Annotated in this window: 19 protein-coding genes; 7 read left to right on the plus strand and 12 right to left on the minus strand. The window is 60.0% G+C overall.

The genetic code is table 11. From position 1 onward, the window contains the following. Positions 1–50: 50 nt before the first annotated feature. Positions 51–947: a myo-inosose-2 dehydratase gene (gene iolE / locus OA90_RS01765; protein WP_068406175.1), complete on the plus strand. Its 897-nt coding sequence runs from the start codon at positions 51–53 to the stop codon at positions 945–947. After that, positions 944–1762, plus strand: a complete 819-nt coding sequence (iolB, locus tag OA90_RS01770) for a 5-deoxy-glucuronate isomerase (protein ID WP_068406178.1) — start codon at positions 944–946, stop codon at positions 1760–1762. Before iolE ends, iolB begins: the two co-directional genes overlap by 4 nt. A gap of 56 nt (positions 1763–1818) precedes the next feature. Here the strand turns inward: iolB and OA90_RS01775 are convergent, their stop codons facing one another. The 11 genes from OA90_RS01775 to OA90_RS01825 form a co-directional block, all read right to left on the minus strand. Next, a complete protein-coding gene (locus tag OA90_RS01775; protein ID WP_208985937.1) occupies positions 1819–4239 on the minus strand; it encodes a methyl-accepting chemotaxis protein in 2421 nt (806 codons plus the stop codon). 213 nt (positions 4240–4452) lie between these two features. Further along, positions 4453–5352, minus strand: coding sequence for a sugar kinase (locus OA90_RS01780; RefSeq protein WP_347876828.1), 900 nt, complete (start codon positions 5350–5352; stop codon positions 4453–4455). Positions 5353–5531: 179 nt separating this feature from the next. Further along, positions 5532–6353 (minus strand): carbohydrate ABC transporter permease, encoded by an 822-nt coding sequence (locus OA90_RS01785; RefSeq protein WP_068406187.1) that lies wholly within the window; start codon positions 6351–6353, stop codon positions 5532–5534. Further along, entirely contained in the window at positions 6350–7237 is an 888-nt protein-coding gene (locus OA90_RS01790; protein ID WP_199823558.1) for a sugar ABC transporter permease, read from the minus strand. Before OA90_RS01790 ends, OA90_RS01785 begins: the two co-directional genes overlap by 4 nt. Before the next feature lie 120 nt (positions 7238–7357). Then, positions 7358–8641: an ABC transporter substrate-binding protein gene (locus OA90_RS01795; RefSeq protein WP_068406190.1), complete on the minus strand. Its 1284-nt coding sequence runs from the start codon at positions 8639–8641 to the stop codon at positions 7358–7360. A 68-nt stretch (positions 8642–8709) separates the two neighbouring features. Further along, positions 8710–9780, minus strand: a complete 1071-nt coding sequence (locus OA90_RS01800) for an ABC transporter ATP-binding protein (RefSeq protein WP_068406194.1) — start codon at positions 9778–9780, stop codon at positions 8710–8712. Positions 9781–9785: 5 nt separating this feature from the next. Continuing rightward, a complete protein-coding gene (locus tag OA90_RS01805) occupies positions 9786–10568 on the minus strand; it encodes a DeoR/GlpR family DNA-binding transcription regulator (protein ID WP_068406196.1) in 783 nt (260 codons plus the stop codon). 496 nt (positions 10569–11064) lie between these two features. Beyond that, positions 11065–12156: an ABC transporter ATP-binding protein gene (locus tag OA90_RS01810; RefSeq protein ID WP_068406199.1), complete on the minus strand. Its 1092-nt coding sequence runs from the start codon at positions 12154–12156 to the stop codon at positions 11065–11067. Between the two features lie 33 nt (positions 12157–12189). After that, positions 12190–13338 (minus strand): carbohydrate ABC transporter permease, encoded by a 1149-nt coding sequence (locus OA90_RS01815; protein ID WP_068406202.1) that lies wholly within the window; start codon positions 13336–13338, stop codon positions 12190–12192. Continuing rightward, positions 13338–14579: a sugar ABC transporter permease gene (locus OA90_RS01820; RefSeq protein ID WP_068406205.1), complete on the minus strand. Its 1242-nt coding sequence runs from the start codon at positions 14577–14579 to the stop codon at positions 13338–13340. The genes OA90_RS01815 and OA90_RS01820 overlap by 1 nt, the downstream gene beginning before the upstream one ends. Positions 14580–14740: 161 nt before the next feature. Continuing rightward, positions 14741–16108: an ABC transporter substrate-binding protein gene (locus OA90_RS01825; RefSeq protein ID WP_068406208.1), complete on the minus strand. Its 1368-nt coding sequence runs from the start codon at positions 16106–16108 to the stop codon at positions 14741–14743. Positions 16109–16358: 250 nt separating this feature from the next. Between OA90_RS01825 and OA90_RS01830 the strand changes: the two genes are divergently transcribed. After that, positions 16359–17423, plus strand: coding sequence for a substrate-binding domain-containing protein (locus OA90_RS01830; protein ID WP_068406211.1), 1065 nt, complete (start codon positions 16359–16361; stop codon positions 17421–17423). A gap of 10 nt (positions 17424–17433) precedes the next feature. Here the strand turns inward: OA90_RS01830 and OA90_RS01835 are convergent, their stop codons facing one another. After that, positions 17434–18105 (minus strand): GntR family transcriptional regulator, encoded by a 672-nt coding sequence (locus OA90_RS01835; RefSeq protein WP_068406214.1) that lies wholly within the window; start codon positions 18103–18105, stop codon positions 17434–17436. Positions 18106–18498: 393 nt separating this feature from the next. On the opposite strand from OA90_RS01835, the gene OA90_RS01840 reads away from it, so the two are divergent. The 4 genes from OA90_RS01840 to OA90_RS01855 are packed head-to-tail and all read left to right on the plus strand — an operon-like array spanning position 18499 to position 22479. Further along, the gene (locus OA90_RS01840) at positions 18499–19491 is read left to right on the plus strand and encodes a zinc ABC transporter substrate-binding protein (RefSeq protein ID WP_068406217.1); all 993 of its coding nucleotides are present in this window, start codon (positions 18499–18501) and stop codon (positions 19489–19491) included. Beyond that, on the plus strand, positions 19491–20318 hold the full coding sequence (locus tag OA90_RS01845) for a metal ABC transporter ATP-binding protein (RefSeq protein WP_068406219.1): 828 nt from the start codon (positions 19491–19493) through the stop codon (positions 20316–20318). The genes OA90_RS01840 and OA90_RS01845 overlap by 1 nt, the downstream gene beginning before the upstream one ends. Positions 20319–20324: 6 nt before the next feature. Beyond that, on the plus strand, positions 20325–21551 hold the full coding sequence (locus OA90_RS01850) for a metal ABC transporter permease (protein WP_068406222.1): 1227 nt from the start codon (positions 20325–20327) through the stop codon (positions 21549–21551). Between the two features lie 4 nt (positions 21552–21555). Beyond that, positions 21556–22479: a metal ABC transporter permease gene (locus tag OA90_RS01855; RefSeq protein ID WP_068406225.1), complete on the plus strand. Its 924-nt coding sequence runs from the start codon at positions 21556–21558 to the stop codon at positions 22477–22479. Positions 22480–22482 lie beyond the last annotated feature (3 nt).

Raw genomic sequence — 22482 nt, forward strand, 5'->3', positions numbered from 1 at the left:
TGGAATACAGACAACCCAGACGTTCCTTCGAACGTTACAGGACACGACCCATGATCCTTTACGGCACCAACCCGATTGCCTGGGCCAACGACGACGACCAGACGCTCGGTGCGCATATCCCGACAGAACAGATCCTGAAGGAAACCTCCGATATCGGCTTCGACGGCATCGAGAACGGCCACCGCTGGCCGAACGATCCCGAAGAGCTGAAACAGCTTCTGGGCAGCTACTGTCTGAAATTCATTTCAGGCTGGTACTCCCTTAACCTGCTCACACACTCCGTCGAGGCGGAGAAGAAGGCGATCCAGCCGCATCTGGACAAGCTGAAGCACAATGGCTGTTCGGTCTGCATCGCCTGCGAAACCTCCAACACCATCCAGGGGTCCGACGCCGACATCTCCGGGAGCCCGGTGCTGAGCGCCGAGGCGATGAAGGACTTTGGTGCCAGGGTCGAGGAACTCGCGGCCTTCTGCGCGCAGCAGGGCATCGATCTGGTCTATCACCACCACATGGGCACAGTCGTGGAAACCCCGGCAGAGATCGACGCTTTCATGGCGGCGACCGGCCCGGCAACCAAATTGCTGTTCGATGCGGGCCATTGTTATTTCGGCTCCAATGGCGGTGACCCGGCACCTGTACTTGAAAAACATGCCGGCCGTGTCCGTCACTTCCACGCAAAGAACGTGCGTCCTTCTGTGATGAAGGAGATCCGCGACACCGGAAAATCGTTCATGGACGGCGTGCGCGCCGGTGTCTTCACGGTGCCCGGTGACGAAGACGGTGGCGTCGATTTCGAGCCGCTGCTTCAAATCCTCAGGGACACGGACTATCAGGGCTGGATCGTCATCGAGGCCGAACAGGACCCGGAAGTCCGCAATCCCTTCCAGTACCAGAGTCTGGGACTGGAAACCCTGAAACAAATCGCAGGAAAGGTGAACTTGACATGAGCGAGTTGCTCCGCAAACCGGTTGGAACGAACGGCAAGGTTCACGATATCACCGCCGAAAGCGCCAGGGGACCGAAGTCGCCCGACTGGGGATATGTCGGTTTCGGTCTTTACCGGCTGAAGGCGGGCGAGACCGTCGGTGAGGACACGGGCGATCTGGAGATCATCCTGGTCATGGTCGAGGGCAAGGCGAAGATTTCGGCCGGCGGCGAGGACTTCGGCGAGCAGGGCGAGCGCATGAACGTGTTCGAAAAACTGCCGCCTCGCAGTGTCTACGTCCCGAACGGCACCGGCTGGTCAGCAACGGCGACCACCGATTGCACCATTGGCGTCTGCACAGCCCCGGGCAAGGGCGGTCACAAGGCGCGCGTCCTGCCGGTTCCCGAGCAGGTGATCCGAGGAAAGGGCGCCAACACCCGCTACATCTTCCCGATTGCCATGGAAGAATCGGATGTTGCCGACAGTCTGCTGGTCACGGAAGTGTTCACGCCGTCGGGAAACTGGTCGTCCTATCCGCCCCACCGGCACGACGAGGACAATTATCCGGATATGACTTATCTGGAGGAAACCTATTATCACCGTCTCGATCCGGACCAGGGCTATGGTCATCAGCGGGTGTTCACCGAAGATGGGGCACTCGATGAAACGGTGTCCGTCAGCAGCCATGATGTGGTGCTTGTCCCGAAGGGTCATCACCCCTGTGGAGCCCCTTATGGCTATGACATGTACTATCTCAACGTCATGGCCGGCCCCATACGCAGGTGGCGCTTCCAGAACCATCCGGACCACGACTGGATCGCCCGGCGCGACGCCTGACAAAAGGCGCCATGTTAAAAAAGGCGCATCGAGCGCCTTTTTTTGTTTTCTTCCGATCAGGCGGCCACGAGGAGATGGTCTTCCGCCAGCTGTTCGCTGAACCGGATGCCGCACCCGCTCTCTGTCTGCCGCACGACATTGCCGCGGACGATCGTCCCGTCAGACAGTCTGATCTTCAGTTGCTCGTCGATGCCTATGCCCGGCAGGTTCTGGATATGTGCGCCCGTTGCGCTGACATCCACCATGCGGGCCGTGAGTATACGGCTATCCGCTGTCTCGACGGTAACCTCCTCGGAGACGACAATGCGCTGTGCGCTGCGCCTGTCCTCAACGTCCTGGGTCACGCCCTCAAGGAACTTTGCCACTTCATCCGCGAGGCTTGAGCTGGCTGTGGACACCAGATCCGAAGCATTATTCACCAGCCCGGCTTCTTCCGAAGTTTTCTGCACGGCACCGGAAACCGTTGACATGCTTTCTGAAGCGGTGCCCGCGCTGTCATTCGCCGATTTGGCGGCACGGGCGATCTCCTGGTTGGCGGAACGCTGTTCCTCGATCGCACTTGCGACGGAACTTGTCAGATCCTTGATCTCCGAAACCTTGTTGGCGATATGGTCGATGGACCCGGCCGCGTCCTTAACCGAGTTCTGAATCCCCGAAATACGGCCGGAAATCTCGTCGGTTGCCTTCGATGTCTGTTCGGCGAGCTGTTTGACTTCGGATGCCACCACGGCGAAGCCCTTGCCGGCGTCACCGGCCCGAGCCGCCTCGATCGTTGCGTTCAGCGCCAGAAGATTGGTCTGTTCCGCGATATCGCGGATCAGGTTGACGACGCTGCCGATATGTTCAGCGGCATCGGACAGGGTCTTCACGTCCTGATTGGTGGTTTCAGCAGCAACCACGGTTTCCGCGACAATCCGCGCGGTGGCTTCCGTCTGGTTGGCAATCTCCTGAACGGTGGCCGTCATTTCCTCTGTTGCAGCGGCAACCGCGGCAACATTTTCAGAGGCGTCGTTGGCCGAACTGCCCGCCTGCTCAGAATCGGTCATGGCGTTGCTTGAAATTTCCTCCAGCGTCGTCGCGGCCCGGCGCATCAGGGACATCTGGTCGGACACCGTCGAGAGCCGATCGGACATGGTCATTTTGAATTCCGAGATCAGGTTTTCCATGAAAACCTGACGCTGGCGTTCCTTGTCGCGCTCATGCCGGACGCCGCCTTCCAAACGTTTGCGTTCGATGGCGTTTTCCTTGAAGACCGATACGGCCTTGAACATCTCGCCAATTTCATCTTGCCGCTGTCCGGCATCCACATCCACGTTGGTGTCGCCCATCGCAAGACGTTTCATGGACTCGACAACCCTGTTGATCGGGCTGGTAATGGTTCTCGCCGCAAACACTCCAGCAGCGCCCGCGATACCCAGCAAGATGAGACCCGTGATCAGCATGCGGTTCCTGATAGCCACAACCGGTCCGAATGCCTCCGCATAGGCCTGTGTGGCGACGACGGCGAAGACCTTGCCGTGATACTCAAACTTGACGGCTTCCACATCCAGTGTTTCGTCCCCGTTCAGCATGTCGTATCCGAACGCCTTGCCCTCGACGAAAGCCTTGTCGATGACCGGGCTGTCGAGTTTCGTGACCAGCATATCGTTTTTGTCGGCGGTCTTTGTCGAGTCTGTCCGCATCAGGCGGTCTTCACCGATCAGCGCCAAATCGCCGGTTTCGCCAAGCCCTCGGTCCTGTTGCATCAACGCATTGATCTTGTTGACCGGCATCTGATAGGCCAGCACGCCATAGTTCGTGCCGTCGACGCGAACCGGGTGGGCGACAAAGCTGGCGGGAGCGTCATAACTCGGGCCATAGGGTTCGAAATCCTCGAAGGCCACATCCTTGTGCGTGGTGATCTCCATGGCTCTCCGGAACACTTCGCCAAGATCCGTATCGGCCCATTTGCCGCCGCCCGTGCTGAAATTGGTGGCGTAGTCCAGTTCCTTGAAGACGGAATAGACCAGATTGCCCTCGGTATCGAACAGGAAGACATCGTAGTAACCGCGATCCTGCTGCAACTTCCGGAACCAGGGATGGTATTGGGCGTGGACGTCATCATATTCCGTACCGCTTTCTCCCCGGTCAAGCAGATGCTTGCTACCGGTCGGATGATGGTTGTCGGTGATATACGCGGCCTGCAGATCTGTCTCAGCATTGCCGCCGGCTGCTTCCAACGCTTTCCATGCAGCCGAGAAATCCTGAACGGCTTCCATTGTAGCCGGGTTCTCGGCGGTCAGAATGAGATCGAGTTCGATCGTTTTCAGGTAGAAAACAGTCTCCTCGACGATCGTCGTCGCGGCCGTCTTCATTCGTTCTCGCGTGAGCTCTTCGATACCATCCGCAGTGGTCAGGTAACTGGAAACACCAATTCCGATGCCCACAACCGCTGCGGCGCCGATCACGAGAGCCGGGATTTTCTTTGACAAGCGCATATTTGGAACCATCCGATACAGTTTGACGAAATGAAACGGCAACCGCCAGTTACGTAAAACTGTAGAAGTCAGATAAGAATAAAAACTTAATTTACCCTTCTATATCAGATACTTAGTTATTTTAGACAAGGTTTTTGAGCGCAACTTAAGATATATATGGGCAACTATTACGATGACATGTGCCAGCGAATCCGTCTGACGGAGCGCCGCGGGTCAAACTGATTCTAGACAGTCCACCAGCGCGCCACGTTGCTGGATGACCCTGCCGGCCAGCCCTGCGCCGGCCGCGACCGCTGCTTCCAGGTTCCCCGACTTGAGATACTCCGCCAGGAATGCGGCGTTGAAACTGTCTCCTGCCGCCGTCGTGTCGACAATGTTGCTGACCGGCCTTGGCTGGAAAGCCCGCAGAGTGCCTTGCCGGGCACAGAGAACATCCTCCGGCCCGTTCTTCACGACGACAGATCCCGCTCCCGCCGCAAGATATCGCTCCACGCTGGTCTTCGGATCGGCGTCACCGAAATGGGTGAGTTCGTCTTCGAAGGAGGGCATCACGAAATCGCAGACACCGGCTGCTTCGGTGACGCAGGCCCGCATCGTGTTCGGGTCTTCCCACAGCCGGGGTCTGAGATTGGGGTCGAATGCGATCTGCGCTCCTGCCTTCCTTGCGGAACGCATGGCTTCCAGAAAAGACTTCCGGTCACCCGCGGACAGGATTGCCAACGTGATGCCGCTGAAATAGATCAGTCCGGCCTGTTCGAGCGAAGCCTCAAGGACATCCCGATCCGCCGCCAGACAGCGGGCCGCCGACTGGGAGCGCCAATAGGCGAAGCTTCGCTCTCCATCCTTCAGCTGGATCAGATAGAGACCGAGGGTACGCTCATCCATCCTGCGGATGCCGCTGACGTCGATGTTCGCGGTCTGAAGGAATTCGAGCATCTCGCTCGACACCTGGTCCGTGCCGACCGCGGTGAAATATCCGACGTTCCAGTCGTTGCCCAGATATTTGCGCGCGTACCAAGCCGTATTCAGGGTATCCCCGGCAAAACCCATCTTGAAGGTGCCGCTGCCGCTCGGGGCCATTTCTACCATACACTCACCAATGGCCAGGAACATTCTTGACAAGGGGGCACTCCTTCAACGGAAAAACCGGAAAAACTTAAGGCGGACAATCCGCGGGAAAGCTCGATTTAAATCCATTAGCATAGGAAGCCGTCAAAGACATAGTACCTAAAAGTCAATCTCCTCATTCAAAGCGGTTTGATGCAATCGCGAACATCGCCGTGCAGCGGAAATCACTTGATACCGGCACGCATGAAGCTCTGGACGAACTGACGCTGGAACAACAGGAAAGCAATCAGCAATGGACCTGAGGTCATCAGTGTGGCCGCATTGATGACCGACCATTCGACCCCGCTGTCTATCGCTGAGAACACGCTGAGTCCAACGGTGACCGGGCGGGTTTCAACGGAGTTCGTGACGATCAGCGGCCACAGGAAGTTGTTCCAGTGGTGGCTGACAGAAACGAGGCCATAAGCCAGATAGGTCGGCTTCGCGAGCGGGATATAGACCTTCCACAGGACCGTCAGAAAGGAAGCCCCTTCAATGCGGGCTGCCTCGTCCAGTTCCTTCGGAACGGTCATGAATGTCTGGCGAAGCAGAAAGATGCCGAAGCCTGACGCAATATAGGGCAGTGCGATGGCCGGAATGGTGTCCACCAGATGCAGAAGGCGCATGGTCTGATAGTTCTCCACCATCAGGATGTCCGGCATCACCAGAAGCTGCAGCAGAACGAGCGCGAAAAGGATGTTGCGGCCGGGAAACACGAAACGGGCAAAGGCATAGGCCGCCAGGGTGCACAGAAAAAACTGGCCGGCGAGGATCATCGTCACGAGAATGAACGTATTGAGGAAATAGCGCGCAAATGGCGCCGCGTCCCACGCCTTGACGAAATTTTCCAGCGTCAGCGGCGCGAACAGCTCGAACCGGGCTTCATAGGCGGCGGGATGAAAGGCGGTCCAAACCGCGTAGACCAGCGGCAGAACCCAGATGAGCGCCAGGACCCACGCGGCGAAGACATTCAGGAACCTGTCCAGGTGCGTCGCGAGCCCGCTCATTTGTAGTGCACCTTGCGGTCGAAGATGAAGAACTGGCTGATGGCGAGCAGGCACAGCAGGATCAGCAGTGCCACGGTGAGCGTCGCGCCATAAGCCGTCTCCCAGAAGCGGAAGGCCACTTCATAGATGTAAAACAGCAGCAGCGCCGAGGCGTTGTCGGGCCCGCCATCCGTGAGGATGAAGATGTGATCGACGAGACGGAAGGAATTGATCACCGCGTTGATGCACACGAACAGCGTCGTCGGCATCAGCAGCGGAAATGTGATCCTCCGGAAGATCGTCCAGCGACCAGCTCCCTCGATCTGCGCCGCCTCTTTCAGGGTGATCGGGATCGACTGCAGGGCCGCCAGATAAAAGATCATGAAGAAACCCGCTTCCTTCCAGACCGTCACGACAATGATGGCGTTGAGCGCGGTGTCCGGGTTGCCGAGATAGTTGGTTGCCGGCCAGCCGAACAGGGCCCCGGTGATCTGGTCAAACAGGCCGAAACCCGGCGTATAGAAAAACAGCCAGATATTCGCGACCGCGATCAGCGGCAGGACCGTCGGTGTGAAATAGGCCATGCGCACAAAGCTGCGCCCGAGCAGCTTTTCATTGACCCACAGCGCCATGACGATCGCCAGGCCGACAGAGACCGGGATCGTTCCAAGGGCGAACCAGAGATTGTTCCACAGCACCTTCCAGAACACCGGATCGCCGATCATGCGCTCGTAATTGTCGAGCCCGATGAATTTTGCCTGCCGCCGGCCGCGCGGCGTGGAAAAGAAGCTGTTCAGGATTGTCATGACCGCGGGGATATGGGTAAAGGCGAACAGGAACACCAGCGCCGGCAGCAACAGCAGCCAGCCCGTGATCCATTCGCGCCTGAAGATCAAACCCCGCATTGCAGAAATATCCGAAGCCCTGTTGATTTTACCTTCGTTCCGGTCCGTCCCGGACGACGTTTCAAATGAAGGAAAGGCGATGCGCCGGGCCTGACCCCGGCGCACCGCCCTCCCGGCGTATCAGCGGTACTCGGCGAGAATTTTGTCCGCCTCGGCCTGTGCGTCCTTCAGAGCCGTCTCGGCATCCTTCTTGCCGGTAATGACGGCGGCCAGGGCATCGTTGAAGATGCCGGTGACGCGCTGGTTCTGATAGGTGGAGAGCTCCGCCTTGGCGAATTCCAGCTGGTCACGGGCGACCAGGGCCGGAGCGAAGTCGGCCGCGTAGGCCTTCATCGTATCGGTTTCCCAGGTTTCCGGGCGCGGTGCGACGTAACCGGTCGCAATGGTCCATTTCGCCGACTGTTCCGGTGCGGTGATCCACTGGACGAATTTCACCGCGGCCTTGTTCTGTTCGTCGGAAGCGCCCTTGAACAGATAGAAGTTGCCGCCCCCGGTCGGAGCCCCGCGCTGAACCTTCTCCGGCAGCATGGCGACGCCGAACTTGAAGGGCGCGTTGTCGCGCACGTTGGTCAGGTTGCCGGTCGAGGTCCACATCATCGCGGTCTGGCCCTCGAAGAAAGCCTTCGGGGTTGCGCCCCACTCGATGATGCCCGGTGCCATGACTCCATATTCGGTGCTGAGATCGACGAGATACTGCAGCGCCTCGACAACCTTTGGGTCGTCAAAGTAGGTCTTGTTGCCTTCCGCGTTCGCCAGGATCGCGCCGTTCTCGATGGCGAGCCCCTGGAACAGCCAGTAAGGGAAGCCGGAAGACGGAATGCGCACCCCCCACTGGGTGGCCTTGCCCGAGGCATCCTTTTTGGTCAGCTTCTTGCTGAATGAAACCATCTCGTCCCAGGTAGCCGGAGCGACGTCCGGATCCAGACCGGCATCCTCGAACGCTGCCTTGTTCCAGTAGAGAACCGGCGTGGAACGCTGGAAGGGAATGCCGTAGGTCTTGCCGCCGGTCTGGCTGTTTTCCATAAAGGCCGGATAGAAGCCTTCCACCCATTTCTTGTCGTTATCGGTGGTCAGATAATCGTCGAAAGGTATGATCAGGTCTTCATCGATCAGCGTGAACATGTCGACGGACAGGATCACCGAAAGCTGCGGAGGATTGCCGCCGCGCGAGGCGGTGATCGCCTTGGCGACCGTGTCCTGGTAGGACCCGGCGTAAACCGCATCGATGGTCACATCCGGGTTCTGCGCGGCATATTCATCGGTCAGTTCCTGGATGGTTTCGGCAGCCTTGCCGCCGACGGCGACAGGAAAATAGAATTGCAGGTCTACAGCCTGAGCGGAGGCCCAGGTGCTGAATGAAAGCGCCGTCGCGGCAACTGCTTTCAGGAAAAAGGACTTCAACATCGGTTCAGTTCCCAAGGTTTGAGCATCCGCACCACTGCGGTCTGTCTGCGCGAAACCGCGCAGTTCATTCAGGAGCGCAATTGCGCTCCATATTCCGAAATCAGATCGTCCCGGCGCGTGCCGGATTGGCCGTCGAACACATGCAGGGCGCCGGTCTCGAAACCAAGATCGATGGACTGCCCAGGGGCGACAGGCTTTGTTGTCGGCAACCGCACCTGGAACAGGGTTCCGCCAATCACGCAGTCGGCCAGAATATCCGCGCCCAGATATTCAAGCGCCTGCACCGAAGCAGTCACCGGCCCGCCGTCCTCAAGATGCATGGCCTCGGGCCGAATGCCGAGAGTGTGCTCGGGAGCGCCGGCAAGCCGGCTGAAGGCTTTCGCCGGAAACAGGTTCATCGGCGGCGTGCCGACGAACCGGGCGGCGAAGGGGCTTGCCGGTTTCTCGTAGAGGTCGCGCGGAGTGGCAGCCTGCTCCAGGCGGCCGTCATTCAGGAGCACGACCTGATCCGCCATCGTGATGGCTTCCACCTGGTCGTGGGTCACATAGACCATCGTGAAGCCGAGTTGCTTCTGCAGGGCGCGGATTTCCACCCGCATTTCGTGGCGCAGCTTCGCATCGAGATTTGAAAGCGGTTCGTCCATAAGACAGATCGGCTTCTCGCCGATGATGGCGCGGCCGAGCGCGACCCGTTGCTGCTGACCGCCGGAAAGCTGCCCCGGCTTGCGCTCCAGAAGTTCCGAAAGACCCAGCAGACCCGCCACTTTGGCGAGCCGCGCATCCCGGTCACTCCGGCCGACCCGCCGGACCTTCAGGCCGAAGATGATGTTTTCGGCGACACTCAGATGGGGAAAGAGTGCATAGGACTGAAAAACCATGGACAGATCACGCTTGGAACACGGCCGGCCGGTCACGTCCTCGCCGCCGATCAGAACCTTTCCCTCGCTCACGTTTTCCAGGCCTGCGATCATCCGCAATGTGGTGGACTTGCCGCAACCGGACGGTCCGAGAAGGGCAGTGAAGGACCCTTCGGGAATTTGGATCGACACTCCATCGACGGCCGTTGTCTCGCCCCATCTGCGGGTGACGCTCTCCAACTGAATGGGCTTGCCGGTGCGCGGCTGCAGGTCACCGGTCATCGCGATCAGCTCCCGTTATCGGCGGCATGAACCACCGTCTTCGTGCCCTGAAGACTGGCAAGAACACCGGGTGGTACGGATCGGTCCGTGAAAACCGCATCGACATCGCTCAAGTGCCCGCCGCGCACATGGGCGCTGCGCCCGAACTTGCTGTGATCGAGCACCAGGAAGGACTTGCGGCAGTTGGCGAGGATAGACTGGCGGGCCGCCACTTCGTCCTCGTGGAAATCCAGCAGCGTTCCGTCTTCATCGACGCCGGCGACACCAAAAATGCCGATGTCGACCTTGTAGTTGGCAAAGAAGGCCTGCGCCGACGATCCAAGCACGTCCCGGTCGCCGTGACGCAAGCGGCCGCCGGCGATGGTCACCTGGAAACTGGCGTTGACGGATGCGGTGAAGGCGACATTCAGGTTGTTCGTGAAAATCGCCAGATTCTCATGTCCGGTCAGAGCCTGCATGGCGATTTCCGGCGTCGTGCCGATCGAAAAGGCCAACGAACTGTTGTTCTCGATCTCGCCCGCCACCAGCGTCGCTATATGCTGTTTCTCCGGAAGGTTCAGGATCTGCCGGGTGGAGTAGTGAATATTGGAGGCAGGTGCCGGAGGCTCGACGCCGCCGTGCGTCCGCCGCAGAATCCCCTGTTCGCACAGGCCGTTCACGTCGCGGCGGATCGTCTGGGTGGTCACCTCAAATCGCTCGGCCAGATCCTCCACCGATGCAAAGCCCGTCTTTTGCACCAGATCGGCGATTTCCGCCTGCCGTTTTGAAATGTCAATCTGACCAAGCATCTTTTAACCCGACCTCATCCTGCCTGCCCCTGCTGCCAACGGGATCAGGCTTCGTCCTGGGACTTCGCGCTGGCTCGAAATGGCCAACTTCGAGTTCCCATAAATCATGTTCATATGAACTTTATTCGAAGCTCATATGAACATGATATGACAATCCGGGCCCCGCCGCACCGGCTTACCGTCCCGCAGCGCAGCATCCAGCGGCTTCACTGAACACTGCCTGCAACCTGAAACGGATTGCTGCCGGCGGCCAGGGAATGAATCTGGTTTTTCGAAAAAGGAACAAAATCGCTGGGAGTCTATCGCGGCGCGTTAGATTGTTTGCCGGATGTCATCTCCGACTTGAACCGGGATCCATTGCTCTCCAGAGCGGCATAGCTTTGGGGAAGCCTTGGTGAAGGTTCTCAGCGCACACCCAAGACAAACGGTATCCCACTCCCCCTTGTCGGGAGGGGGTAGGGGTCTCCCCAGAAAACAGTGGCGTTTCCCTCGCCGCCTACCGGTAGAGAAACGACGTCCCCTTGTCGTCGAACAGATGCAGTTTTTCCGGCGCGGCAGTCAGGCGGATATTGGTGCCCCGGGCAATCTTGTGAATGCCCGGCAGTTTCGCGATCAGCCCGGGCTCGCCGCTCCCGGACATGAAATACAGCACCGTTGTCTCTCCCAGAGCCTCGACCATGTCCACATCGGCCGCCACCAGGAAGTCATCGCTGTCCGTGATCGTCAGGTCTTCCGGACGCACACCCAGTTTCACCGCGCTGTCGGCGTCGGAAGCGTGAGACGGAATCGGCACGGCGGCGTGGCCGCCATCGGCGGTCTGAACCGATGTCGTCTCGCCAGTCCCCGTGACCTTCGCATCAAGCAGGTTCATGGCCGGCGAGCCGATGAACTGCGCGACGAACGTGTTTGCGGGACGCTCATAGAGATCCAGCGGCGGGCCGAACTGCTCCACGTCGCCGCCATGCAGCACCACGATCCGGCTGGCCAGCGTCATCGCCTCCACCTGATCGTGGGTGACATAGACCATCGTGCTGTCCGGCATGCTTTCCTTGAGCTGCGCGATTTCGATCCTCGTGGCAACACGCAGGGCCGCGTCCAGGTTGGACAGCGGTTCGTCGAACAAGAACACCTTCGGATCCCGCACGATCGAGCGGCCGATGGCCACCCGCTGACGCTGTCCGCCGGACAGGGCCTTCGGCAGGCGGTCGAGGTAGTCCGTCAGTTGCAGCCGGTCCGCGGCAGCGCGCACCGCTGTGTCGATCTCGACCTTGGACTTTCCTGCAAGCTTCAGCGCGAAGGCCATGTTGTCGTAAACGGTCATGTGCGGATAAAGCGCATAGGACTGGAACACCATGGCGATGCCGCGCTGCGCCGGCGGCACATCGTTGACGACCATGCCGTCGATTTCAAGCGTGCCGCCGGTGATCTTTTCAAGACCGGCGATCATGCGCAGCAGGGTCGATTTTCCGCAGCCGGACGGTCCGACAAAGACGATCAGCTCGCCTTGCTCGATGTCCAGGTTGATGTTGCGCAGAACTTCGACGGTCCCGTAGGACTTGCTGACATTTTTCAAGGACAGGGACGTCATGCCGGCTGCTCCCAATTTTTGATCTTGTTCATGTTATTTGACCGATCCCGCGAGTAGCCCGCGCACCAGATAGCGTTGCATCAGGAAGAAGACGGCAAGCGGTACCGCGATCGAGACGAAGGCCGCGGTCGCCAGAATTTCCCAGTTTCCGCCGCGCGTTCCGAGCAGCTCCACGATCTGGTTGGTCATGACGGTGGTCGAGCCTGTTGAATCGATCAGGAACACCTTGGCCACCAGAAGGTCATTCCAGGTCCACAGGAACTGGAAGATCGCGAAGGATGCCAGCGCCGGAAAACTGAGCGGCAGGATGATCCGGGTGAAGATCTCGAAATCCGTCGCTCCGTCGACCTTGGCGTTTTCGATGATGTCCCGTGGCAGGCCGACCATGTAGTTGCGCAAGAGATAGATCGCCAGCGGCATGCCAAAGGCCGTATGGGCCAGCCAGACGCCAAGATAGCCCTTGCCGATCCCGATACCCAGATGCAGCCGCAACAGAGGGATCAGCGCCAGTTGCAGAGGCACCACCAGCAGCGCCACCACGGCAGCAATCAGAAGCGCCCTCCCCGGAAATTCCATCCAGGCCAGCGCATAGGCGGCAAAAGCCGCGATCACGATTGGAATGATCGTCGCCGGGATGGTCACGGTCAGCGTGTTGAAGAAGGCCTTGGCCATGTTGTCCTGACCGGAGCCGGAGAACAGGATGGTCGTGTAGTTCTCCAGCGAGAAGTCCGGTGGCACGGTGGCGGTGATGAAGATGCGCTGCCCGCGGCCGGAGATCTGCTTGTCGTTGCCGCGCCAGACGTAATTGCCGTCCGCCTGCAGCGTCACGCTTTCACCGTCCTTCAGCTCGGCGGTCTCGCCGGGCTGGTAGGCGGCGACATCGCGCGAGGAGACGCCCCAGGCCTTGATGTCGCGCGGCGCGCTTTCGAAGATGTTGCCCGTGACGACAAACATGTCGCCATCGGCCACCCGTTTGTCCTTGGGATCCGCGGTCCGGTAGACCTCGTTCTGTTCCGACGGGAACAGCGCCGCCCACCAGCCCGAGCTGGAAATCTGGTCCCCGGAGCGGAAGGACGACACGAACAGGCCGACGGTCGGAAACAGCCATAACAGCACCAGCGCCGCGACGGAGATGTGAACAGCCCAGGTCAGCCCGGACTTTTTGCCTGCGATGCTGGCCATTATCTCATCTCCTTCCGGGCGTTGTAGACGTTCCAGACCAGGATCGGTGTCACCAGCAGCATGATAATGATCGCACTGGCGGAACCGACGCCCCAGTCATTGGCACGGAAGAGCTTGTCATACATGTAATTGGCCAGTACCTGGGTCTCCCACTGGCCGTTGGTCATGGCGAAGACGATGTCGAACACCTTGAGCACGGTCAGGGTAATTGTCGTCCAGACGACCACGATTGTGCCCATGATCTGCGGCACCTTGATCTTGAAGAAGATCTGGAACGGATTGGCGCCATCGATGATCGCCGCCTCGATGGTTTCCTCCGGAATGCCGCGCAGGGCGGCCGACAGGATCACCATGGCAAAGCCGGTCTGGATCCAGATCAGCACGACCATCAGGAAGAAGTTGTTCCAGAAGGACAGGGTCAGCCAGGTCTGCGGCTCTCCATGGGGCAGCTCTGCGCTCCAGACGCCGATCGCGGAACTGACGGAGAGCCAGACAAGCCACACGCCGGCAACGCCAACAAGCAGACGCAGCGGCAAAAGCCAGACCGAGCGGTCCTGCCCCTTGCCGACAATGTCCTTGACGAACAGCCAGGCGACATAGGCCACGATGGCGGCGAAGGCCAGATACATCAGCGTCGGCAATACCTGCAGCATCAGCACCGAGCCGATACCGCCGTCGAATTTCAGCCAGACCGCGTTCAAGATGCCGATCTGGTTCTGGTCCGCCGGACGGGTGTCATAGATCAGCTTGAAGATCACCGAGGCGCCGACGAAGGAAATTGCCATCGGCATGAAGATGAGGGATTTGGCCAGGTTGCCCCACCTGATCCGATCGGTCAGCTGTGCCACCAGAAGCCCGAAGGCGGTGGAGGCCGCCGGGACGACAATCAGCCAGAGCATGTTGTTGCGCACGGCTTCCCAGAACTTCGATTCCGCCATCATCTTGCGGTAGTTCTCGAAACCGACAAAGGCGCCGTCGAGCGACCGGTCGGTCAGCGACAGGCGCAGGGTCTCGAACACCGGATAGGCAAGATAGAGCGTCAGCGCGAAGACCGCCGGAAACAGGAACAGCCAAGGGCGCACCAGGTTGGCCCGGTTGATGTTCCGCCCCGCGTTCGGACCGGTGGCCGGAAAGATCACCTTGTCCAGGACGACATTTGAGAAGAAGAAATACCCGAGGCAGGCACCAACGCCGATGACGATGGTCACAAGCCCCAATAAGGCCGGGTTGTCCGTAAGCATGGCCGTTCCCTCCCGATTTGATTATCAGGCCCGCCCGTGTGGCCGGGAGCACCCTTGTTTCGAGGAACTTTGATTTGGACGTATTTTTGGTTTTGGACGCGTGCGTCTGCCCATCAGAAAAACGGCCGGTTTCCCGAAGGAGCCCGGCCGCCTGGAGGAACTTATTTAAGGGCGTCCCAGCTTTTCTGGATCTCGCTGGCGACCGCCTGGGCGTCCTTGCCGCCGGTATAGTCGACCATGCCGGTCCAGAAGGTGCCCGCGCCGACACCGCCCGGCATCAGGTCGGAGCCGTCAAAGCGGAAGGTGCTGGCATTGACGAGGATCTCCCCCTGACCGCGCAGCGTGTCGTCCTTGTAGGCCGCCGGGTTGACACCCTTGTGCGGGGTCAGGAAGCCGGTCTGCGCCATCATCACTTCATGCGCGATCGGCAGCTCGAAGAACTTCATCAGTTCGCTGGTCGCGTCGGACGGGTTGGTGATCGCCATCAGCGTGCCACCGCCCAGAACCGGGCTGCCGAGATCCTTCTCGGCATAGGCCGGGAAGTAGAAGAAGTCGACATCCGTGCCGAATTCCACGTCATCCGGGAAGAAGGCCGGGACAAAGGACGCCTGGCGGTGCAGGTAGCACTGCGGCGGCGAGGAGAACAGGCCCTTCGGGCTGTCGCGGAAGTCGGTCGAGGCCACCGCGCCGGCACCGCCGGCTACCTTGGCATCGTCACGGGCGAACCAGCCGAATTCCTCGATCGCGGCGACAACGCGAGGATCGTCGAACGGGATCTCGTTCTTGGTCCATTGGTCATAGACGTCGGCCGGCTGGGTGCGCAGCATCAGGTCCTCGACCCAGTCGGTTGCCGGCCAGCCGGTGGCGGCGCCCGATCCCAGACCGATACACCACGGCGTTTCACCCTCGGCGACGATCTGCTCGGTGAGCGCCTTCAGGCCTTCCATCGTGGCCGGGACTTCATAGCCTGCGTCCTCGAAGTTTTCCGGCACGTACCAGACCAGGCTCTTGACGTTGACGTTGTAGAAGAAACCGAACAGCTGGTCGTTGCCGTCCTTGTCCTCGTATGTGCCGAGATCGACCCAGCTGTCGCCGGCGCCGTAATTGTTGGCGACCCAGTCGGCCATGCCTTCCGGCAGAGGCAGCAGCAGGCCGCGCGCAGCCATGTCTGATGCCAGGCCGGGCTGCGGGAACACGGCGATGTTCGGCGCCGCGCCGGCTTCGGCGTCAATGACGATCTGCTGTTCGAAGGAGTCGGACCCGGTGTAGATCACTTCCGCGCCGGTGGCTTCGGAGAAATAGGCCAGGACATTGCGGAAATAGCCGTCTTCCGGCTGCAGCCACGGACCGGCGATGGTCACTGTCTGACCCTTGAGGTCAGGCGCGCTTTCCGCCCAGTTGTTGTAGCTGTCCCAGGTGAACGGGCCTTCACCCGGAGCGAATTTCAGGTCGGCCGCAAGAGCGGTGCTCATGCTGAAGCCGACGCCCAGCGCCAAACCGGCGGCACAGGCCATCAAACGTGATTTCATGTCTATCCTCCCAGATTGTCCCTATGCTGGGACACTCGATCTAAAGTGGCACACCTAACCGGCTGCCAGCAATACCTGCAAATATATTCAAGGCAGGTATTCTCCCGGTACCGGCCATCCAAACCGCTTTGGATTTAGCTCACACCATGTCGTTACGCTTCGGCCTTGTCAAGCAGACAACTGACGAATTAGTGTTGCATTTCAATAGAAGCCTGTCGGGAGGGACGCTTTCAAAGCGTTTTGGAAAAATATGGCCAAAGGTGTAAACCTTAAGGAATTGTCACATCGGTTGAACTTGTCACAGACGACAGTCAGCCGCGCCTTGAACGGCTATCCGGAAGTCAGCGCCGAAACACGGCGGCGTGTCGCCGAAATGGCGGACCAGCTGGGCTATGCGCCCAACAGCCAGGCAAGACGCCTTGCGACCGGCCGGTCCATGGCGATCGGCCACGTCATACCGCGTTCAATCCATGAAATGATGAACCCGATCTTTCTGGAGTTCATCGCGGGAGCGGGCGAGACCTATTCCAAGCACGGATATGACATGATGCTTTCTGTCGTCGATGACGCATATGAGGAAGACGCCTACCGGCAGATCGCCTCGCGCAAGAAAGCGGACGGAGTGATCGTTCACGGCCCCGCCAACGACGAGCGCAGGCACCTGCTGTTGAAGAAACTCAACCTGCCGTTCGTCGTGCACGGACGCATTCCGGGCGCCGAGACGGAGACTTCCTGGATCGACATGAACAACCGCAGGGCCTTCGAACGGGCGACCAATCTGCTGCTGGACCTCGGACACACCCGGATCGCCCTTCTAAATGGTCTGGAGCATATGGACTTCGCCCATCGGCGCCGCAGAGGTTTCGAGGACGCCTTGGCAGCCAGAGGGCTATCACCGGACCCTGCCCTCTTGCGCAGTGCCGACATGACCGAACCCTATGGCTGCGAAAATGCACTGGCGATGCTCGGCGGAGACAATCCGCCGACGGCGTTCCTGGTCTCCTCGATGATTTCGGCCATCGGAGTTGCCCGTGGCATCGGTCAAATGGGCTTGAAGACCGGCAAGGACGTTTCCATCATCACCCACGACGATGCACTGTCCTTTCTGCCCAATAGCGGCGAGGTCCCGATCTTCACCTGTACGCGTTCTTCCGTCCGCTATGCGGGACAGAAGGCGGCGGAACTGCTGCTGGCGATGATTACCGATCCGGCCAGCGAACCCGCCTCCCTGCATATGGACGCGGAACTGATCATCGGACAATCGACCGGCCCCGCTCCGGCAAGGGAAAGTCAGAACATCGCGGCGGAGAATTGAAGACAGGCGCCTACACGTGGGTCAGACCACAGGTTTCCAGAACATGTTGCATTGTGGCAAGGCCAGCCAGCCGATGTTCCCTGGCAATTGCCGCGGCTTTGTCCTGATTGCCGGCACGGATCGCCTCATACAGTTCCCGATGATCGTCTGAATTGGCAGCCGGCCCCTTGTTGAGCCGCAGCAGAACGATGTCCGCACGGAAAACCTGATTGAGAAGGCTGGAGATCATTTCGTCGAGCCGCACATTCCCGCCGCTTCGGACGATAAGCCGGTGAAAGCGATCGTCCAGCACCGCCCAGTTTTCCATGTCACCACCTGCAAGAGCATTCTCCGCGGCGATAACCGCCTCTTCGATAATGCCCAGCGCCCGATCGCTACGCTCTCCCTTTGCGACTTCACCCGCGGCAATAGCCTCAAGAGCGGCAAGGATCTCGAAGACCTCGCGGATGTCCTGTTGCGAAATGGCGAGGACCTTGGCGCCGCGCCGCGGAATGAGATCGACAAGCCGCTCTGCCTCCAGACGGATCAGGGCCTCACGCACAGGAGTCCGGCTCATTCCGAGCCGATCTGCGATATCTGGTTCAGGCGCCTGAAAGCCCGGCGGAAGTCTTCCGGCCAGAATATCGGCCTTCAAGCGCGCATAGGCTTTGTCGACCCGCGTGGATTTGTCTTTCAATGGCATTGCGGAAAGCACCCGGCTCCTACCTGTGTCACAATGAATTTCGCTGGCCCGTCACCAATTGCGGGCTGCGGTGTTGTTTTGAAAGCAAATCAATTCAGCTCGGATAATTTTATCGCTTCAATTTTAGCCAAAACTTCAACCTTGCGGCAAAGCCCGCATGGCCAAGATCGCGAGCAAATAGTTACTCAATTGATATCGCACACAAATATGGTTTTTAGCCGGCGGTAATTTATTGTTAAAAATAACGAGCAAATCCTGGGAGAAGCCCGTCTGAACGCCTTGGCATCGCTGCGGCTGACCAACACCACAAGCAGTTCTTGCAAATCATTCTTAAAAGCATTATTGTTGCAAATAACTCGCAAAAGCAAATTCAACAGGAGACCTGTCAAGGCCATGTTCAACCGAATTTTCGACGCCCGCAGCATCCGGTTCTCCTCCACAGTTCTCGGAGTGCTTGTTTCAACTCTGCTGATTTTCACCAGCCCGCCGTCCGCACGGGCCGATCAGTTGAACATTGTCGCCACCACCGGCATGATCGCGGATGCTGCGGCGAAAATCGGCGGCGACAGCGTTGCCGTTAAGGCGTTGATGGGTCCGGGTGTCGATCCGCACGCCTACCGTCAGACCCGCTCCGACATCGTCGCCATGACCAAAGCGGATCTGATCCTGTGGCACGGCTTGTATCTCGAAGCCCAGATGGAAGATTTCTTCCGCAAGCTCGACAAGTCGCGCAATGTTGTCGCGGTCGCCGAGGCCATGCCTGAGGATCAATTGATTGCCCATGACGTTTACGCCAACAAATACGATCCCCATGTATGGATGGATCCGGGCAGGTGGCGCTATGTCGCCAAAGCCATCCGCGACGCCATGATCGAGACCCTGCCCGAACGCAAGGCAGTGTTCGAGGCCAACACGGCCGCCTACCTTCAGGAAATCGCCGCATTGGACACGTTCGCAGCCGAGGTGCTGGCGACGGTTCCGGCAGACAGCCGGGTGCTGGTATCCGCGCATGACGCCTTCAACTATTTTGGCGACGCCTATGATTTCGACGTGATCGGCATTCAAGGTATCTCGACCCAGAGCGAAGCCGGCCTGCACCGGGTGGCTGAACTGGTCGATCTGCTGGTCGAGCGCAAGATCAGGGCGGTCTTCGTGGAATCCTCAGTCTCCGACCGGAGTGTCAGGGCCCTGATCGAGGGCGCGGCAGCCAGGGGGCACGAGATCGTCATAGGCGGCTCACTCTATTCCGACGCCATGGGCGAACCGGGGACCTATGAAGGAACCTATCTCGGCATGATCGATCACAACGTCACCACGATCTCGCGCGCCCTCGGCGGCAACGCCCCCCAAAAGGGCCGCCTCGGCCAACTGGCAGTAACAATGTGATGACCACAAACACACTCCCGGCGCTGGAACTCGCGGCAAGCGACGGCCACACCGGCGACATGAACAGGGACACAGGACTTGCCGCCAGCGCGCTGGCGGTCAGGGGGCTGACTGTCTCCTACGGAACCAAGCCGGCGGTGTTTTCCATCGATGCCACCGTGCCGAAAGCCAGCATGACCGCGATTGTCGGCCCCAACGGCGCTGGAAAATCGACCTTCCTGAAAGCCGTGCTCGGCATCATTCCGCGCCTCTCCGGCGCTGCCTATGTCGACGGAAAACCGCTTGAGACCATGCGTAGGGCAATTGCCTATGTGCCCCAGCGCGCCTCCGTTGACTGGGATTTCCCGACGCGTGTGCGCGATGTTGTCACCATGGGCCAGTTCCGCAGTCTGGGGCTGCTCGGCTTCATCCGCCCGGCGCACAGGAAAAAGACGCTCGAATGCCTGGAACGGGTCGGCATGGCGGACTTTGCCGACCGGCAGATCGGCCAACTCTCCGGCGGTCAGCAGCAGAGGGTCTTCCTTGCCCGCGCCCTTGCCCAGGATGCCGGTCTCTACCTGCTGGACGAGCCCTTCGCGGGAGTCGATGCGGCCACCGAAAAAGCCATCATCGACGTTCTCAAGGGTCTGAAAGCAGAGGGCAAGACCGTGGTCTGTGTACACCACGACCTTGCAACGGTGAGTGATTATTTCGACCACGTCCTGATGCTGAACATCCGCAAGATCGCCGAAGGTCCGGTCACCACCACTTTCACGGGCCCGATGCTGCAGGAAACCTATGGCGGACGGCTGGCGACAACGCATATCGATCAGCTCAAGCTGGATTAGATCGTCATGCTTTCCACGTTCCTCGATGCACTCACCCTGCAGGCCGGCTACAACGCCGCGCTGGTTGCCGTCGGCGCAACATTGCTGGGCGTCGCGGGCGGCTGTGCCGGCTGTTTCCTGTTCCTGCGCAAACGCACTCTTGTCAGCGACGCGGTTGCCCACGCAACGCTGCCCGGCGTCTGCATCGCCTTCATCCTGATGGTGTTTCTCGGCGGCGATGGCCGCAACCTCGTTGGCCTGCTCATCGGGTCCGCGGCAACCGCCGGACTTGGCTTGCTGACCGTGGACTGGATTACCCGCAAGACACGGCTCAGCGAAGACGCGGCGATCGGGGCGGTCCTGTCGGTCTTCTTCGGCCTTGGCGTCGTTCTCCTGACTGTCATCCAGACCCTGTCGCACGGCAAGCAGGCGGGGCTTGAGGGATTTCTGCTCGGCTCAACGGCCGGCATGCTGTTTCAGGACGCGGTGATCATCGCCGTTGGCGGCGCCGTCTCGACGGCCATCATTCTGGTTCTGCGCCGTCCCATGACCCTGGTTGCCTTCGACCCCGAGTATGCCGGAGCCACCGGCGTGCCCGTCCGCTTTATCGACATTGCCATGATGAGCGTGGTGATGATGGTCACCGTCGTCGGGCTCAAGCTGGTCGGGCTGATCCTGATCGTCTCCTCCCTGATCATCCCATCGGTTTCCGCCCGGTTCTGGACGGACCGGTCGGACAGGCTACTGGTAATCGCCGCGGCCACGGGCGGGCTTGCCGGCTATCTGGGCACGGCCGTGTCGGCAACCGCTCCCAACCTGCCGACAGGGCCGATCATCGTTCTCGTCAACTTCGCGTTCTTTTCGATTTCCATGCTGCTGTCGCCGAAACGCGGCGTTCTCGCGGCGTTTCTCCGGCACAGGAAATTTCAGGTGGATGTGCATCTCCATCAGGGTCTGACATCTCTTGCCCGGGGAGAAGCAATCCGCGAGCCTCTGACCCGGAAGATGATGCGCAGCGCCGGTTACATCCGCGAGGATCTGGTCGCGACCGGCAAGGGCCGCGCAGCGGCGGCCAAGACCGTTCTCGACGAGGCCCGTTGGGCGAAGGCGCGGCAGATCATTCAGGACGAGGCAATCTTCGCCAGCTACGACGGCCTGACGCCGATCGAGGCGGTGCTCACACGCGACCAGATCAGGGACATCGACGCCGCGCTCGGCGCGCCGGCGCCCCTTGTCTCTCCGGCGGGAGGATAAAGGGATGGGCGCGGAATTCGTTCAATTGAGCCTTACACCGATCCTGATCGGCATCCTGGCGGCAATCGCCTGCGCGATCCCGGGCAACTTTCTGCTGCTGCGCAAGCAGGCCCTGATCGGCGATGCCATTTCTCATGTTGTCCTGCCCGGCATCGTCGCCGCCTTCCTCGTCACCGGAACCATCTCGACCTGGCCGATGATGCTCGGCGCCGCGGGGGCGGCGGTCGTCGCCGTGGTCATGATCGAGGCTATCCGCCGGCTTGGCCGCATCGAGACAGGCGCCGCCATGGGAGTGACCTTCACCACCCTTTTCGCCGCCGGGGTTCTGCTTCTGGAGCAGACCGACACCAGTTCGGTTCATCTGGATGTGGAACACGCGCTTTACGGCAATCTGGAAAGCCTTATCTGGCTGTCGGCGACCGGTTGGACCTCCCTCTGGGATCCAGCGGCTCTGGCGGACCTGCCGCCGGAATTGACACGCATGGCGGTGACGACCCTCGTCATTGCCCTGCTAACGGTCGTTTTCTGGCGGGCGCTCAAGATCTCCACATTCGACGAGGGTTACGCGAACTCCATCGGCATTCCGGTCAAGACCATCGGCTTCGCCCTCGTCATCGTTTCCGCCGTCGCGGCGGTCGCCGCCTTCGACGCAGTAGGCTCGATCATCGTCATCGCCATGTTCATCTGCCCGCCCGCAACGGCCCGCCTCATGACCAACCGGCTGGAACACCAGATCCTGTGGAGCATATTCTTCGGCGCGGGTTCAGCTGTCGCCGGCTACGTGCTGGCCGGCTACGGCCCTCTCTGGCTGGGCAGTTCCAACGCGGTGAGCGCCGCCGGAATGATCGCGACAGTCTCCGGACTCGTTCTGGGCGTCGCCTGCCTGTACGCACCGGCAAGGTCAAGAGTTACAGCGGCAGGGCACTAGGGC

Source organism: Labrenzia sp. OB1 (genome assembly GCF_001624695.1).
GTDB lineage: Bacteria > Pseudomonadota > Alphaproteobacteria > Rhizobiales > Stappiaceae > Roseibium.

Coding starts and splice junctions, on each gene's coding strand:
- OA90_RS01845 (WP_068406219.1), top strand. CDS start 19,491: ATGACCACAAACACACTCCCGGCGCTGGAACTCGCGGCAAGCGACGGC.
- OA90_RS01835 (WP_068406214.1), bottom strand. CDS start 18,105: ATGCCATTGAAAGACAAATCCACGCGGGTCGACAAAGCCTATGCGCGC.
- OA90_RS01815 (WP_068406202.1), bottom strand. CDS start 13,338: ATGGCCAGCATCGCAGGCAAAAAGTCCGGGCTGACCTGGGCTGTTCAC.
- OA90_RS01795 (WP_068406190.1), bottom strand. CDS start 8,641: ATGTTGAAGTCCTTTTTCCTGAAAGCAGTTGCCGCGACGGCGCTTTCA.
- OA90_RS01810 (WP_068406199.1), bottom strand. CDS start 12,156: ATGACGTCCCTGTCCTTGAAAAATGTCAGCAAGTCCTACGGGACCGTC.
- OA90_RS01790 (WP_199823558.1), bottom strand. CDS start 7,237: ATGCGGGGTTTGATCTTCAGGCGCGAATGGATCACGGGCTGGCTGCTG.
- OA90_RS01855 (WP_068406225.1), top strand. CDS start 21,556: ATGGGCGCGGAATTCGTTCAATTGAGCCTTACACCGATCCTGATCGGC.
- iolB (WP_068406178.1), top strand. CDS start 944: ATGAGCGAGTTGCTCCGCAAACCGGTTGGAACGAACGGCAAGGTTCAC.
- OA90_RS01800 (WP_068406194.1), bottom strand. CDS start 9,780: ATGACCGGTGACCTGCAGCCGCGCACCGGCAAGCCCATTCAGTTGGAG.
- OA90_RS01775 (WP_208985937.1), bottom strand. CDS start 4,239: ATGCGCTTGTCAAAGAAAATCCCGGCTCTCGTGATCGGCGCCGCAGCG.
- OA90_RS01805 (WP_068406196.1), bottom strand. CDS start 10,568: ATGCTTGGTCAGATTGACATTTCAAAACGGCAGGCGGAAATCGCCGAT.
- OA90_RS01830 (WP_068406211.1), top strand. CDS start 16,359: ATGGCCAAAGGTGTAAACCTTAAGGAATTGTCACATCGGTTGAACTTG.
- iolE (WP_068406175.1), top strand. CDS start 51: ATGATCCTTTACGGCACCAACCCGATTGCCTGGGCCAACGACGACGAC.
- OA90_RS01850 (WP_068406222.1), top strand. CDS start 20,325: ATGCTTTCCACGTTCCTCGATGCACTCACCCTGCAGGCCGGCTACAAC.
- OA90_RS01840 (WP_068406217.1), top strand. CDS start 18,499: ATGTTCAACCGAATTTTCGACGCCCGCAGCATCCGGTTCTCCTCCACA.
- OA90_RS01780 (WP_347876828.1), bottom strand. CDS start 5,352: ATGTTCCTGGCCATTGGTGAGTGTATGGTAGAAATGGCCCCGAGCGGC.
- OA90_RS01820 (WP_068406205.1), bottom strand. CDS start 14,579: ATGCTTACGGACAACCCGGCCTTATTGGGGCTTGTGACCATCGTCATC.
- OA90_RS01825 (WP_068406208.1), bottom strand. CDS start 16,108: ATGAAATCACGTTTGATGGCCTGTGCCGCCGGTTTGGCGCTGGGCGTC.
- OA90_RS01785 (WP_068406187.1), bottom strand. CDS start 6,353: ATGAGCGGGCTCGCGACGCACCTGGACAGGTTCCTGAATGTCTTCGCC.